General features: G+C 70.6%; 11 protein-coding genes. 5 read left to right on the top strand and 6 right to left on the bottom strand.

Features of this window, described 5'->3' with window-relative positions; genetic code table 11:
• Nucleotides 1–193: 193 nt before the first annotated feature.
• Nucleotides 194–1,210, bottom strand: a complete 1,017-nt coding sequence (locus tag EDF46_RS12280) for an LLM class flavin-dependent oxidoreductase (RefSeq protein ID WP_123506612.1) — start codon at nucleotides 1,208–1,210, stop codon at nucleotides 194–196.
• A 109-nt stretch (nucleotides 1,211–1,319) separates the two neighbouring features.
• Here EDF46_RS12280 and EDF46_RS12275 point away from each other — a divergent pair, with 109 nt between their 5' ends.
• The 5 genes from EDF46_RS12275 to EDF46_RS12255 all read left to right on the top strand — a co-directional run bounded on the left by EDF46_RS12275 (nucleotide 1,320) and on the right by EDF46_RS12255 (nucleotide 8,371).
• On the top strand, nucleotides 1,320–3,221 hold the full coding sequence (locus tag EDF46_RS12275; protein ID WP_123506611.1) for an ABC transporter ATP-binding protein: 1,902 nt from the start codon (nucleotides 1,320–1,322) through the stop codon (nucleotides 3,219–3,221).
• Nucleotides 3,222–3,290: 69 nt separating this feature from the next.
• Entirely contained in the window at nucleotides 3,291–4,505 is a 1,215-nt protein-coding gene (locus tag EDF46_RS12270) for an FAD-binding domain-containing protein (RefSeq protein WP_123506610.1), read from the top strand.
• 110 nt (nucleotides 4,506–4,615) lie between these two features.
• Nucleotides 4,616–5,170: a PadR family transcriptional regulator gene (locus tag EDF46_RS12265; RefSeq protein ID WP_158614235.1), complete on the top strand. Its 555-nt coding sequence runs from the start codon at nucleotides 4,616–4,618 to the stop codon at nucleotides 5,168–5,170.
• Nucleotides 5,171–5,173: 3 nt separating this feature from the next.
• Nucleotides 5,174–6,889, top strand: coding sequence for an AarF/ABC1/UbiB kinase family protein (locus EDF46_RS12260; RefSeq protein WP_123506608.1), 1,716 nt, complete (start codon nucleotides 5,174–5,176; stop codon nucleotides 6,887–6,889).
• An 84-nt stretch (nucleotides 6,890–6,973) separates the two neighbouring features.
• Nucleotides 6,974–8,371 carry an MFS transporter gene (locus EDF46_RS12255; RefSeq protein WP_199738277.1) on the top strand — a complete coding sequence of 466 codons (1,398 nt, stop codon included), beginning with the start codon at nucleotides 6,974–6,976 and terminating at the stop codon, nucleotides 8,369–8,371.
• A 45-nt stretch (nucleotides 8,372–8,416) separates the two neighbouring features.
• Here EDF46_RS12255 and EDF46_RS12250 read toward each other — a convergent pair whose 3' ends face one another.
• From EDF46_RS12250 to EDF46_RS12230, 5 genes are all read right to left on the bottom strand, one after another.
• Nucleotides 8,417–9,436 carry a hypothetical protein gene (locus tag EDF46_RS12250; protein WP_123506606.1) on the bottom strand — a complete coding sequence of 340 codons (1,020 nt, stop codon included), beginning with the start codon at nucleotides 9,434–9,436 and terminating at the stop codon, nucleotides 8,417–8,419.
• Nucleotides 9,433–10,701: an ATP-binding protein gene (locus EDF46_RS12245; RefSeq protein ID WP_123506605.1), complete on the bottom strand. Its 1,269-nt coding sequence runs from the start codon at nucleotides 10,699–10,701 to the stop codon at nucleotides 9,433–9,435. Before EDF46_RS12245 ends, EDF46_RS12250 begins: the two co-directional genes overlap by 4 nt.
• Nucleotides 10,702–10,841: 140 nt before the next feature.
• The gene (locus tag EDF46_RS12240; RefSeq protein ID WP_148061200.1) at nucleotides 10,842–12,581 is read right to left on the bottom strand and encodes a hypothetical protein; all 1,740 of its coding nucleotides are present in this window, start codon (nucleotides 12,579–12,581) and stop codon (nucleotides 10,842–10,844) included.
• Between the two features lie 172 nt (nucleotides 12,582–12,753).
• Nucleotides 12,754–13,170: an arsenate reductase ArsC gene (locus EDF46_RS12235; protein ID WP_123507092.1), complete on the bottom strand. Its 417-nt coding sequence runs from the start codon at nucleotides 13,168–13,170 to the stop codon at nucleotides 12,754–12,756.
• A gap of 86 nt (nucleotides 13,171–13,256) precedes the next feature.
• Nucleotides 13,257–14,345, bottom strand: a complete 1,089-nt coding sequence (locus EDF46_RS12230) for an SDR family oxidoreductase (protein ID WP_123506603.1) — start codon at nucleotides 14,343–14,345, stop codon at nucleotides 13,257–13,259.
• Between the last annotated feature and the right edge of the window lie 34 nt (nucleotides 14,346–14,379).

The following is a 14,379-nucleotide window of genomic DNA, read 5'->3' as shown; positions in this document are numbered from 1 at the left end:
ACCGCGGCCGTAGCCGGTGGGGCCTCAGTGCCGGTGATCGATCAGCGGCAAGAGTCAGAGGCCCGATCGCGGGAGAACGCGATCACCCCCGTTCGGGGCACGGCAAAGTTATCAAGTCTCTATGAATTTATCAACCAGACGGTTGATGAAGCCACGCTTGAGACTGTGAGCCCGTGACGACGAGTGAACCGGCTCAGGCGGACGGCGCCCAGCCGAGCTCTGGGCCGAGGTGCTCTGCGAGATCGGTCAGGATCTGCGCGTAGTCGTCGGGCTCGAGCGCGAAGGGCAGTGCGAACGCGACCTCGTCGACGGCCTGGTAGGCGGGGTCGGCGTGCAGCGTGTCGGCGATCTCGGCAGAGGTGCCGACGAGGTCTGCCGCGAACAGCAGCTTGCCGGGGCCCTGGGGAACGCCGACGCGGCCGGCCCGCGATTCGGCGTAAGTCGCGTAGCGGGCGCGCTGCTCCGGCGTCGCCGAGTCGGTGGGCACGACGACGAGACCCTGCGAGACGCGGGCGGCCGCGCCTTTCGGGTGGGCGTCACGGTACGCGTCGATCTGGGTGCGCTGGTTGACGGCGAAGTCCGTGCCGTGCTCGGCGCGGGTCACGCTCGAGGCGAGCAGGTGGAAGCCGTTCTCGCCCGCCCACACGGCCGAGCGGGTGCTGCCGACGCCGCACCAGAGGCGGTCGACGAGGCCGGGGGAGTGGGGCTGCACGATGCCGCTGAACTCCTCGATGCCGCGTCGGCCGGCCTCGCTGACGGCGTCGCCCCGCACCAGGTTGCGCAGGCGGATCAGGCGGTCGTAGCCGAGGTCCTCCTGCTCAGCGGTGTCGGGGTAGATCGCGTCGCGGTAGAGGTCGAAGTTCATCGGGGTCCCCGCCGAGAAGCCGGGGTTGAGGCGCCCACCCAGCAGCACATCGACGGTGCCCAGGTCTTCGGCGAGGCGGAACGGGTTCTCCGCTCCGATCGGAGTGACTGCCGTGCCGAGCTCGATGCGGCTCGTCCGCTGAGACGCCGCCGCCATGATCGCGACCGGCGACGAGATGCCCGGCTGCAGGTGCCGGTGGCGCAGCCAGGCGCTGTCGAGGCCGAGCTGCTCGCCGCGCTCGATCACCCGCAGCGTGTCCTCGTGGCCGCCGGCCGGGGCCGCGGGGTCGAACGAGCCGATCGTGAGAAAGCCGAGACGCTGGAGCGGGGAACCGTGGACGGGCATGCGACAAGTCTCGCAGGGCGCGCAGTGGGTTAGTCTCGGCCTGCTCCCGGCTGCGCCACCGCCCCGTCCACCGACCAGGCTGCGCCGGGGGTCGACGGAAGGAACCGCAATGAGCATGGAGTCCGCGGCCTGGAGCTCGCTCTACAAGATCTCGTCCGCCCGAGACGGCAAGCACGGCATCTCGCGTGCGTCCGTGCGTCGGATCCTGACGTTCTCGGTGCCCTACCGGGCCAAGCTGATCGTCTTCGTCCTCCTCTCCGTCGTCGGAGCGTTCCTCGCGGTCGCGACGCCGGTGCTGGCCGGCAGGGTCGTCGACGTCATCGTGGCCGACGGCGCGATCGCCACGATCGCCTGGCTCGCGATCGGCATCGCCGCGGTGGCCGTGGCCGACGCCGGCGTGTCGCTTGTGACGCGCTGGTACTCGGCGCGCATCGGCGAGGGCGTCATCCTCGACCTCCGCACCGCGGTCTTCAACCACGTGCAGAAGATGCCGATCGCGTTCTTCACGCGCACACGGACGGGCGCCCTCGTGAGCCGCCTCAACAACGACGTGATCGGGGCGCAGCAGGCCTTCAGCGGCACGCTGTCCGGCGTGGTCACGAACTCCGTGGCGCTGATCCTCACCCTGATCGTCATGCTCAGCACGTCGTGGCTCGTGACGGTCCTCGCCATCGTCATGCTGCCCATCTTCCTCGTGCCCGCGCGCCGGATGGGCAGTCGTCTCGCGGCGCTGCGTCGCGAGGCCGCCGACCACAACGCCGCCATGAGCACGCAGATGACCGAGCGCTTCTCGGCGCCGGGCGCCACCCTCGTCAAGCTGTTCGGCCGGCCCGACGAGGAGGCCGAGGAGTTCCGCGTGCGCGCCGCCCGCGTGCGCGACATCGGGGTGCGCGCCGCGATGCTGCAGTTCGTCTTCGTGACCGCCCTGACGCTCGTCTCCGCTCTCGCTCTCGCGCTCGTGTACGGCCTCGGCGGCTTCCTCGCACTCGGCGGCCAGCTGAACACCGGCGACGTGGTCACTCTGGCGCTCCTCCTCACCCGCCTCTACGTTCCGCTGACCGGCCTCGCGAGCGCCCGAGTCGAGATCATGAGCGCGGTGGTCAGCTTCGAGCGGGTCTTCGAGGTGCTCGACCTCGAACCGCTCATCCAGGAGAAGCCCGACGCCGCCGTCTTGCCCGAAGGCCCGGTCTCCGTCGAGTTCGACGACGTCCGCTTCGCCTATCCGTCAGCGGACAAGGTGTCGCTCGCCTCCCTGGAGGAGGTCTCGACTCTCGACACCCGCGGCGGCGACGAGGTGCTGCACGGCGTGTCCTTCCGGATCGAGCCGGGGCAGACGGTCGCCCTCGTCGGGACGTCCGGCGCCGGCAAGTCGACGATCGCGCAACTTCTCTCGCGCCTCTACGACGTCGACAGCGGTGCGGTGCGCCTGTCGGGAACGGATGTCCGCGACGTCACGTTGGCGTCCATGCGGCACACTCTGGGCATGGTGACGCAGGACGGCCACCTGTTCCACGAGACCATCCTCTCGAACCTCCGCTTGGCGCGTCCGGACGCGACCGACGACGAGGTGTGGGACGCCGTGCGCCGCGCACGGCTCGAGCCGCTCATCCGCTCGCTGCCCGACCAGCTCGACACCGTGGTGGGGGAGCGCGGCTACCGGCTCTCCGGGGGCGAGCGTCAGCGGATGACGATCGCGAGACTCCTGCTCGCCCAGCCGCGGGTCGTCATCCTCGACGAGGCGACGGCGGCCCTGGACTCGACGTCGGAGGCCGCCGTGCAGGCGGCGCTCAGCGAGGCGCTCGAAGGGCGGACCGCCATGGTGATCGCTCACCGCCTCTCCACGATCCGGAGCGCGGACATGATCCTCGTGGTGGAGGACGGCTCGATCGTGGAGCGCGGCACGCACGAAGAGCTGCTGGCCGCGGGCGGCCGGTACGAGGAGCTCCACCGGACCCAGTTCGCGGTGCAGAAGAACGGCGCGGCGGACGAGGAGGCACTGAGCCCGAGCTAGCGCCACCCGCGCTCGCCGGATGCGCACCCCTGTCAGCCTTCGCGGCTCCGCGGGGCGCACGATGGGAGAGTGTTCATCCCCACCCGATCCGCCGGCCTCGACGCGCTCGACGAGTTCGTCCCCCGCGCGGGCTCCGACTACGCCCGCGACCGCAACCACGACCTCGGAGTGTCGAGGGACAACGTCTCGGAGCTGTCGCCCTACGTGCGCCATCGCCTGGTGACCGAGCACGAGGTCGTCGCCGCCGTCCTCGACCGGCACAGCCTCCGCGGCGCCGAGAAGTTCGTGCAGGAGGTGTTCTGGCGCACCTACTGGAAGGGCTGGCTGGAGCAGAACCCCGAGGTGTGGCGTCGCTACCGCCGCGACGTGGGCGAGTTCGCGATCGGCGATCTCCCGCAGGCCTATCTCGACGCCGTGGCCGGGCGGACCGGCATCGACGCGATGGACGCCTGGGTGCACGAGCTCATCGACACCGGCTACCTGCACAACCACACGCGGATGTGGTTCGCCAGCATCTGGATCTTCACCCTCGGCCTGCCTTGGCAGCTCGGCGCCGACTTCTTCTACCGGCACCTGCTCGACGGGGATGCGGCGTCGAACACGCTGTCGTGGCGCTGGGTCGCCGGCCTCCAGACCACGGGCAAGACCTACCTCGCTTCGGCCTCCAACATCGCTAAGTACACGGAGGGGCGGTTCTCGCCTGCCGGACTCGCCGGCGAGGCCCGGGCGCTCTCCGAAGACCCCCTCCCGCCCCGGGTGGCGATCGAGCCGGACGACGTCGTGGGACAGCTCGGCGATCGCGTCGGCCTGCTGCTGCACGAGGAGGACCTCGAGGCCGGCAGCCTGCTCGCCGAGCAGCCCGGGCTCGCCGACCGGCTGGTGGCGACCGCCGCCGTCGCCGACTCGGGAGAGCGATCTCCGTTCGAGGCGTCGGAGGCCGTGGCGGCGTTCACGGCGACGGCGCTCGACGACGCCGCAGCCCGCACACTCGATGCCGGCGGCCGCCCGGCGCAGCTCCTCGCCGACACGCGGCCCTCCACCGTCCTGCGCTGGGCGGAGTCCGAGCAGCTCGACACCGTGGTCGTCCCGACGGCACCGATGGGCCCCGTCCACGAGAGGCTCGAGAAGCTGCGTCCCGTCCTCGCCTCCGAAGGGGTCGCCCTCGTCAGCGTCCGCCGTCGGTGGGACAGCCTGGCGTGGCCGCATGCGTCGCGCGGGTTCTTCCCGTTCAGGGAGCAGATCCCGAGGCTGGTGCGCCAGCTCGGCGTCGCGCCCTCGGAGTGACCGGAGGGGCGCGGCGCAGAGGCCGAGCGGGGGAGGTCGAGCACTGCCTGTCACACAGGACAGCGATGTATCGTCAAGGTTCGGCTTACGTCCTGAAGGGACACCCTGCTATGAGCTCGTCGTCCTCACCCGGTTTCGATCTGCGGGGCGCCGTCGACGGTCTCCGTCAGGCATTCGGCTCTCCCTCGACGACGGTCGGGAGCCCGGAAGCCGCAGACGGCGGCGACATCCGCGCAGCGATCCTGCTCGAACTCAGCGACGAGCCGATGCACGGCTACCAGATCATCCGAGCCGTCGAGGCCCGCTCGGACGGAGCGTGGAAGCCGACCCCCGGAGCCGTCTACCCGGCCCTGCAGGTGCTGGTCGACGAGGGCCTGATCTCGGCCGCGCAGGTCGGAGAGCGCAAGATCTACGCTCTGACCGATGCGGGGCGCCGCGCCGCGGCCGAATCCGTCGCATCCGCCCGCTCTGAGCCGACGAGCGAGCCGCAGCAGCCGGCGGGGCAGGGTCTGCACGGAGCTCTCGCCCTGACGAAGTCGGGTGCGCGACTGGCCCAGGTGATGACCCAGGTCGCGCAGACCGGCGATCCCGGCCAGTCCGAGCGGGCGATCGCCGTCGTCGACGAGGCGCGCCGCAAGCTCTACGCGATCCTCGCCGAGGAGTAGGGCATGCCGCAAGCCAGCGGCACGCCCTCCGCGCCGCAGACCAGTCGCGCCTCGCGGGCGCGCTACCGCAGGATCGTGCGGTTCGCGTGGATCTTCCTGGCGCAGGCCTGGTGGTACGAGCTCTTCCTCCCGCGCATCGGCCTCCGCCGATTCTCCGCTCGCGGCCGAACCGCCCGGCTGCAGTTCCTCGCCCGAAGGTTCCGAGTGCTCGCGGTCGACCTCGGCGGTCTGATGATCAAGGTCGGGCAGTTCCTCTCGGCGCGACTCGACATCCTTCCGCCGGAGGTCACGAGCGAACTCGAGGGATTGCAAGACGAAGTGGCCGCAGAGCCCTTCGACAGGATCCGCGAGCAGACCGTCGCCGAGCTGGGCATGCCGCTCGAGTCGGCCTACGCCTTCTTCGACCCGACGCCCATCGCCGCGGCATCCCTCGGCCAGGCGCACCGGGCGCGCCTGTCGCCCGCGCTCGCCGCCGATCTGGGTTTCGCAGACGTCATCGTCAAGATCCAGCGACCCGGAATCGACGAGATCGTCGCCGTCGATCTGGCAGCGCTGCGCCGCATCGGCCGCTGGCTCTCGCACGTGAGCCTCGTGTCGAAGCGCGCCGACGCACCCGCGCTCGTCGAGGAGTTCGCGGCGACGAGCCTCGAAGAGATCAACTACCTGCACGAGGCCGGCAACGCCGAGCGCTTCACCCGGGATTTCGCCGCCGACCCCCTGGTCGAGGCGCCGGTGGTGGTGTGGGAGCGCAGCTCGCTCCGGGCTCTGACGCTCTCGGACGTCACCGCGATCAAGATCACGGACGTCGAGGGTCTCGAGAGGGCGGGCATCGATCCTGCGGTCGTGGCCAACGAGCTGGCTCGCGTCACGTTCCAGCAGATCTTCGTCTCCGGGTTCTTCCACGCCGACCCCCACCCGGGCAACATCTTCGTCACCCCGGTCGTCGACGGATCCGACACCGGCGACGGGGTGAGGTGGCACTTGAGCTACGTCGACTTCGGCATGATGGGCGAGATCTCCGACCCGCTCCGCGCCGGACTCCGCAACTTCATCCTCGCCGCCGTCGGACGCGACAGCCGGGCGCTGGTCGCCTCGCTGGGCGAGCTCGGCGTGCTGCTGTCGACGGCCGACACCGATGAGCTGGAACGCGCCATGTCGGCGCTGTTCGACCGTTTCGGCGGCCTGGGGATCGCCGAGCTCCAGACCATCGACCCGCGCGAGCTGGAGGCGTTCGGCCGGCAGTTCGGCGAGACCATCCGCGGCCTCCCCTTCCAGCTGCCCGAGAGCTTCCTCCTCCTGATCCGCACCATCTCGCTGGTGTCGGGAGTGACGAGCGCCCTCGATCGCGACTTCAACATGTGGGATGCCGTCGACCCCTTCGCGCGCACCATCCTGAGCTCCAACGGCCGGGACGCCCTGCGCGACCTTCCTCAGCAGGCGCTGGCCTACGGCGCCACGGTCGCCCGGCTTCCGCGGAGGATGGACGAGCTCGCCACCCGCCTCGAGCGCGGCCAGCTCGCCGTCCGGACTCCCGAGATCGACCGGCGCCTCGGGGCCGTCGAGCGCTCTGTCAGCCGGCTCGGGTCGGCGATCGTCTTCGCGGCGCTCCTCGTGGGCGGCGTCTTCCTGCGCTCGACGGACGAGGTGCTCGGCTCGATCCTCATGGCGGCGGCCGCGGTGCCCCTGCTGCATCTCGTCGTCACGCTGCGGAGACGATAGCTCACGGTCTCGAACACGGCACGCGATCCGTCCCCGCGCCAGGACCTCGATCCCCGGCGCTGGCGGGCCCTGTTCGTCATGCTCATGGGGCAGTTCGCGGCGCTCCTCGACGTGAGCGTCACGAACGTGGCGCTCCCGTCGATCGGACGCTCGACGGGCGCCGGCGCAGCGGAGCTCCAGTGGATCGTCAGCGGGTACATCCTCGCGTTCGGCCTCATGCCCGTCATCGGCGGGCGACTCGGAGACACTCGGGGGAGGCGCAGGATCTTCATCATCGGCGTCTCGGGCTTCGTGCTCGCGAGCGCCGCCGTCGGCCTCGCCCCCGTGCCGATCGTTCTCATCGCGGCCCGGGTGGTCCAGGGGCTCTTCGGCGGCATCATCGGGCCGCAGGTGTCCGGCTACATCCAGAACGCGTTCCCGAAGTCCGAGCGCGGCCGGGCGTTCGGCGGTCTCGGGCTCACGGTCGGCGTGGGCACGGCCCTCGGTCCCGTGCTCGGCGGGCTCCTGATCGCTCTCGGCGGCCCGGCCTTCGGCTGGCGTCTCGTGTTCTTCATCAACGTGCCGATCGGCATCGTCGCGGTGATCCTCGCGCGTCGGTGGGTGCCGAAGCTCGAGCCGAGCAAAGACGCGTCGGGCCGACTCGACATCGCCGGCGCGGTCCTCCTCGGCGCAGCGCTCTTCTGCGTGCTGTTTCCGATCGTCGAGGTCAACGAGCTGCACAGCGGATGGGTGCTCGTCTTCTTCGCGCCCGCGGCGGGCTTCCTCGCCCTCTTCGTCCGCCGCGAGTCGCGGCTCACGCACGAGACGGCGTCACCGCTGCTCAACCTGAAGCTCTTCAGCGTTCCGACCTTCGTGACCGGTGTCGCCTTCGCGGTGGTGTTCTTCTGCAGCAACACCGGCATCCCGCTCATCCTGTCGCTCTACTACCAGAACGGCCTCGGATTCACGGCCCTGCAATCCGGCCTCGGCGTCTCGGCCCTGGCGCTCGGCTCCGTCCTCGGGGCTCCCGTCGCCGGCCGGCTCGTCCCTCGCATCGGACGGCCCCTAGTCGTGGGCGCGGTGTCGGTGTTCTTCGCCGGCACGATCGTGATCGGCGTCGTCGTCCAGAGCCGGCCCGACCTGACCGACCCGGCCACGGTGATCCTGCGCCTCGCCCTGCCCCTGTTCGTGCTCGGGATCGCCGGCGGCGCCATCGTCACGCCGAACCAGACGCTCAGCCTCATGGACGTCGATCCGCGCATGGGCGGTGCTGCGGGCGGCGTGCTGCAGACCGCGCAGAGGATCGGGTCGGCCACCGGTCAGACCATCCTCGGGACGGTCTTCGTCGCCCTGCTCGGCTCGGCCGTCGTCTCGCGCACCGAGGGCGTGCCGGCACCCCACGTCGCAACCTTCGCCGACGCGCTCGGCCTCGCCCTGATCGTCTCGGGGGCGGCGCTCACGCTGGGTCTGGTCGACCTGCGGCGCACGAGGCAGCGCGCCTGAGCGGCGGGCCGGCCGTCGTGACCGGCCTGTCGTCGCCCTGGTCGGTCAGCGCGCGACCCGCGGCAGCTCGAGCCACAGGTCGATCTGGTCGTCGTCGTCGTCGAGACCGAGCGCCGCGGCCACCGGGTCGACCGACATGGCAGCGACGGTGATGGCGGTGGGGGAGTCGATCGGCGCCGTGCGGATGATGATGCGGTCGGAGGTCAAGCCGGTGATCGCGCCGGCCAGCTGGGCGAGCAGGCGATCGAGATCGCCGGGGTCGACTCCGTCGAGGCCGCCGTCGTCGTTGACCTGGACGACCGCACCGCGTCGTCGGTGGAGCATGACCTGCTCCCGGATCGTGCGAGTGAGGAGCTGCCGCCCGCGGATCTCGTCGCGGATGGTCTGCTCGAGCAGCCGGCATTCCGCACGGTCTGCCGCGGTCAGCCGGCCTCGCTGCTCGGTGATGGTCCGGAGCATGGGCGCGGCGACCAGCGCGGTGTTGCCGAGGCGGACCCGGTGCTCGGAGTGGAAGGCATCCTGTGCGGCACGCCAGGTCGCTGCCTGGCGCTCGGATTCGGCGTGCCGGGAGATCTCGGTGCCGGTCACGCCGATCGCCCAGGCCGAGGCGGTGACGACCGCGATCATCAGGATCGTGGCGAGGATGCCGAAGCGCAGGAGGCCCCAGGGTCCGGCCCAGATGATCGTCTCCACGACGAGGCCGGCGAGGACCAGCCAGGCGAGTCGCTGCCGGCGATGCAGCAGCAGCTGCACCACCAGGCAGACCACGGCGCTGACGTACCAGGCGCCGTTCGAGAACGAGTCCGTGTCGGGGTCGAGGGCGGCACTGCCGAGAACGGGAAGCGCCAGCCCGACGATCGCGATGAAGCCCGCCCGGCGGAGGGACGGAACGACGGCCGGCGGTATGCCGAGGCAGGCCACGACAGCGGCCGTGAAGAGAGCCAGCCCCGCCGCCGTCGAAGTCGTCTCCGGCCTCGAGACGAGGACGACGAGAGCGAAGACGACCGCGAAGAGCGCGAAGCTCAGCGTCAGGCCGAGCGTCAGCCAGCGGGGGACATTGATCACGGCCGTGCCCGGTCTTCCTGTTCGACGAGGAGCTCCGTGCCGACGATGGCGACGGACCCCCAGCTGAGGACGATGCGGGTACCGGTCTCCGCAGCGGTATCGATATCGACCCGTCCCTCCAGCGCGCGGAGCGCGCGGGACGACTCGCTGCCACCCCCGCTGCCCCGCTGTCCGAGTGCCTCGGGGTCGAAGCCGCACCCGTCGTCCTCGATCACGATGCGGATGCCGTCCGACCCGAGCTGGTGGGCTCGAACGGTTCGACGGGTGGCTCCCTCGGCGTGCTGGACGCTGTTCGCCAGCGAGTGCGCGAGCATGTCGACGAGGGCCCGGGCGACGTTCTCGGGGAGCATCACGACCTCCACCGCGGCGAGGTCGTGATCGAAGCGGCTCAGCCAGGCGCCGAGCTGGTCGCGGTGGTCGGCGACGATCTGCCCGAAGGGCACGGCGTCTTCGCTGCGGCCGACGGCATTGACATGCAGGAGCACGCGCAGGGAGTTCGCCGCCATCCGCGAGGCGAGTTCTTCTGCGTCGTCGTCGTCGGCCGAGGCAGCCGAGAGGAACGTCGTCAGCACGGCGTCGTGCAGCAGCGCGTCCGTCCGCTTGCGCTCCTGCTCGGTCGCTTCCTCGAGCTGCGCGGCGGCGAAGCTGTCGACCGAGCACTGCTGCGCCAGCGCGGCGGCCACGACGCGGTGCCGGACGGTTCCGAGGAGGAGGACCAGCACGAGCGCGAGCCCCGTCATGAAGAGGCTGTCGACGGCGACGTCGGGCGCAGCCACGTCGCCGCGGAACCGCAGGGCGACGCTGGCCACAGCGCTGACGGCGGTCGCGATCACGATCGGCACGAAGAGGGTCCGCGATCCCCGCGCGAGATAGGCGGCGCCGACCGGCCACACGGCGATCAGCCAGGGCATCGGATTCACCGGGACAGGCGGCGTCACCGTATGCGCCCACAGCAGGAGGGCGACTCCGTAGACCGCCGCCCCGACGAGGAAGACGCGCGCGGCGTGCGCGGGAGCGACGAGAGGACCGACACCGGCGGCGACGCCGATGCACACCAGCACGATGATGGCGACTCCGAGCGGGTTCGACAGGGAGGGGAGTCCGGCGACCAGCGAGTCGGCGGTCTGCAGCGCGTAGAGGATCCCGAAGCCGCCGACGATGAGGTCGAAGAGCCGGTCGAAGCGACGCATTCCGGCGCTCACGATCCGGCCCGAATCCGCGACGCCGGCCCGCGGCCATCGCGAGATGACGGAGGTGGAGAGCACGCCGATTCGTCTGCGGAGCGCAGGGCCCGTCACGTTCAAGGCGAGCCTCCCGGTCAAGTTGGTTAACCGTAAAGGTCGCGTCTCGTCGCCGCACGAACCCCTTTTGGGGCGTCGTGCCCCCAGTTCGCGGCGCGCGGGCGCTAGCGCTTCGCCGTGCGCGCCGCCGATGTGGCCGAGGCGTCCGTGTAGCCGGTCGCGGTCGCGTGAACGGCGACCTGGAGCTTGTGCCCGACGTCGCCTGACGTGACCTTGTACGTCTTCGTGCTCGCGCCCGCGAGCGGCTTGCCGTCGCGGTACCAGCGGTACGCCCTCGTGGCAGTCGTCGGGGTGAGGTGCGGCAGCGCCGTCAGGGTGGTCCCCGCCTTCATCGTCCCGGAGATGACCGGAGCCAGGGTGATGGTCCCGGTCGCGACGGTGTCGGACGCCGCGCTCTCCAGGGTCGTCGTCTCATACCCCTGCCCCGAGCCCTCGATCGAGACCGTGACGGTCGCGCCGCGGTCGGCCCCGGTCAGCACGTACGAGCTGCCGGTCGCGCCGTCGATCGGGGAGGTGCCCGTCGCTCCGTGGCGGAACCAGCGGTAGACGAGCGTCGCGGTCGGAGTCCAGGCGCCGGCCTCGGAGGTGAGGCGGTGCCCCACGGTGGCCGTGCCGGACAGGGTCGGGGTCGTTCCTGCGACCGCTCCCGTCGGGGCCGCGTCGCGGTCGAAGTACCAGGTGTACCGGTGCTTGCCGTCGCCCCCGCCGTAGAACAGCTTGCCGTCGAACTCGGTGAAGTCGTAGAACCACATGCCCGGGTGAGACATCGTGGTGATCTGGGTGACCGTCGATCCGTCGTACTGGTAGAGGTAGGTCTCTTCGTCGAGGTAGTCGGCCGTGAAGTAGAGGTCTCCGTCGTAGACGCCCACCGTCGGGATCCAGTACGTGTAGTCGAAGTTCGCGGCCAGCTCGACCGAGGTCGCCTTCACGATGCTCGTGCCGGTGAACTTGTAGATGCCGGTGCTGGTGCTGGTGGCGCCGCCGAAGTACACGGCGCCCTTCCAGACGGTGCCGGCGATGGCCCACGGCGACGACACGACGCGGGTGATCGCCTTCGCGTCGACCCGGTAGATGGCCGCGTTCCAGCCGCTGCCGCCGATCCAGAGGAAGCGCGTGCTGCCGAGCGCGATAAAGCCCAGGATGTGCTTCGTCGTCGACGCGGTCCCGCCCGCCAGCTTCGAGCCGTCGTAGGTGTAAGCAGTCGTCTTCGCCTTGGTGTCGACGAGCAGCGACAGGCGCGTACCCGCGACCGACAGGTTCGTGAAGCCCTTGAACGACTTCACCGCCATGTAGTCGTCGCCGCTCTTGTGCCACAGCGTCGACGTGCCGAGGCCGGAGGATGCGGCCTTCCACGTCATGAAGTAGAGGTCGCCGCCGAACCCGACGGGCTGATAGACCGAGCCGGTCAGGGTGACCGGGAGGCGCTCCCAGCCCTGATCGGTCCACTGCTCGAGCACGTTCCTGTCTTGCGAGGCGATGTACCCGTAGCCGTAGAGGGTGTCTCCCGCGACCGACCCGTCGCCCGCGACAGCCTGGTCGCGATTGCTCGGGGTGTTGATCGTGACGGGGTCGACCTGGTCGCCCGGGTGCGTGCCGACCACAGTCGACGGGGTGAGCAGGCGAGAGCTCGCTCCGGGTGCCGCCGATCGGGCCGAGCGAGAGTGCGGGGCCGCCTGGCCGACGGTGCCGAGCGGGCTGGGCATCGCCGCGGTCGACGTGACGGGCGCGGCAGGGGCCGCCGTGTCTGCCATCGCGGGAACGACGCCCGCCAGCACGAGGCCGGTGGCTGTCGCCGCAGCGAGAGTGAGAGTGAGCGCGCGACGGCGCGGGCGTGGTGCGGACATACGGTGTTCCCCCGGGAGCGAAAAGAGTGCAGACCCCGCAATCGGGCCGGCGTGTGCTCATCCTAGGGCCGCGCCAGGCCCCGGTCAGCCCCAGTTCAGGTGCGGTTCTCTCTGCTCCGGGGCCTGCGATACCGGGCGCAGGAACTGGCTCGCCGATCCGAGCACTCCGTCTCTACGCCCCCGCGGCCGCCGGCAGCAGCTCCGCCAGCAGAGCCTCGACGCGGCCCTTGATGTCGTCGCGGATGGGCCGGACGTCGTCGATGCCCTTTCCGGCGGGGTCGACGAGCTCCCAGTCGTCGTAGCGCTTGCCGGGGAAGATCGGGCATGCGTCGCCGCAGCCCATGGTGATGACGACATCGGACTCCCGGACCTGATCCGTCGTCAGCAGCCGGGGCACGGTGCCCGTGATGTCGATGCCCTCCTCGGCCATGGCCACCACCGCCACCGGATTGATCCGGTCGCCCGGTTCCGAGCCGCCCGACAGGACTGCGACCCGTCCGCCGGAGAGGCTCGTCATGAACCCGGCGGCCATCTGCGACCGGCCGGCGTTGTGCACGCAGACGAACAGGACAGTCGGCTTGTCAGCCATGAGCACTCCAGACGGGGACGGACGTCGATGCACCGAGTCTGACGGGCCGCCGCCCTCGAGGCAATGCGAGCCCGTCGGCGCGATCGCTACAGAACCGGCGGGATGATCCGGTCGGCTCGATAGCGGTCGAACAGCTCGGCGAACGACCGCTCGGTCCTCGTGAAGACGAGGAACCCCGCCTCGCGGCTCTTGCCCATGTCGGTGACGACCTCCATCTCGCGGCCGAGGTCGGCGTCGGTGTGCCACCAGGAGGCGAGTCGGCTGACGTCGGGCTCGACGAGGCCGTGCTTCTGGGCGATGCGCGGCCAGACGGACTCGTGATCCTGCATCTGCTGCTCCAGGGGACGAGGCGCGTCGGCGAAACCGACGACGCGCTCGGCCGGCACGCCGAGGTGGGCGGCGAGGCGCGGCCACATCCAGCGCCACCGGAAGACGTCGCCGTTGACGATGTTGAACGCCTCGTCGGCGCCGGCGGGATCGGTGGCGGCCCACACCATCTGGTCGGCGAGGACACCCGCGTCGGTCATGTCGGTGAGGCTGTTCCACTGCGCCTCGCTGCCGGGGAAGACGAAGTCGAGACCGAGCTCGTTGACGATCGCGGCCTGGACGGCGATGGTGAGGCCCATGTTCATGGCGTTGCCGACGGCGTGGCCGATGACCGTGTGGGAGCGGTGCACCGACCAGGTGAAGCCCTGCTTCTCGGCGGCGGCGAACAGCTCGTCTTCTTGCGCGTAGTAGAAGTTCGGAGTGTCGAGACGGGGTTCGTCCTCGTGGAAGGGGGTGTCGGGCATCTCGCCCGCGGCGTACGCCTCGAACGGCCCGAGGTAGTGCTTGAGCCCGGTCACGAGGGCGACGTGCTCGAGCGGCGCGTGGTCCAGCGCGGTGAGGAGGTCGCGGACCATCGCGCTGTTGACGGCGATGTTCTCGGCCTCGGTCTCGCGCCGCTGCCACGCGGTGAAGAAGACGTGGGTCGGCATCTCGTCGGCGAGGGCGGCCGCGAGGCTCACCGGGTCGAGGAGGTCGGCGGCTATGCCCCGGATGCCCGGCGCCGACTTCGCGCTGCGCGAGAGGGAGAGGACCTGCCAGCCGTCAGCGACGAGCTGGGAGACGAGCGCGGAGCCCGTGATCCCCGAGGCGCCGACGACGAGGGCGGTTCGTGTGGTGATTTCCGACATGTGAAGCCCAACGAGCGGCACGCGGAGGTATTCC

It is taken from the genome of Frondihabitans sp. PhB188, from assembly GCF_003752365.1.
Taxonomy (GTDB): domain Bacteria; phylum Actinomycetota; class Actinomycetes; order Actinomycetales; family Microbacteriaceae; genus Frondihabitans.
Note: the sequence above shows the minus strand (reverse complement) of the source record. Positions and strands in the feature narration are given on the sequence as shown.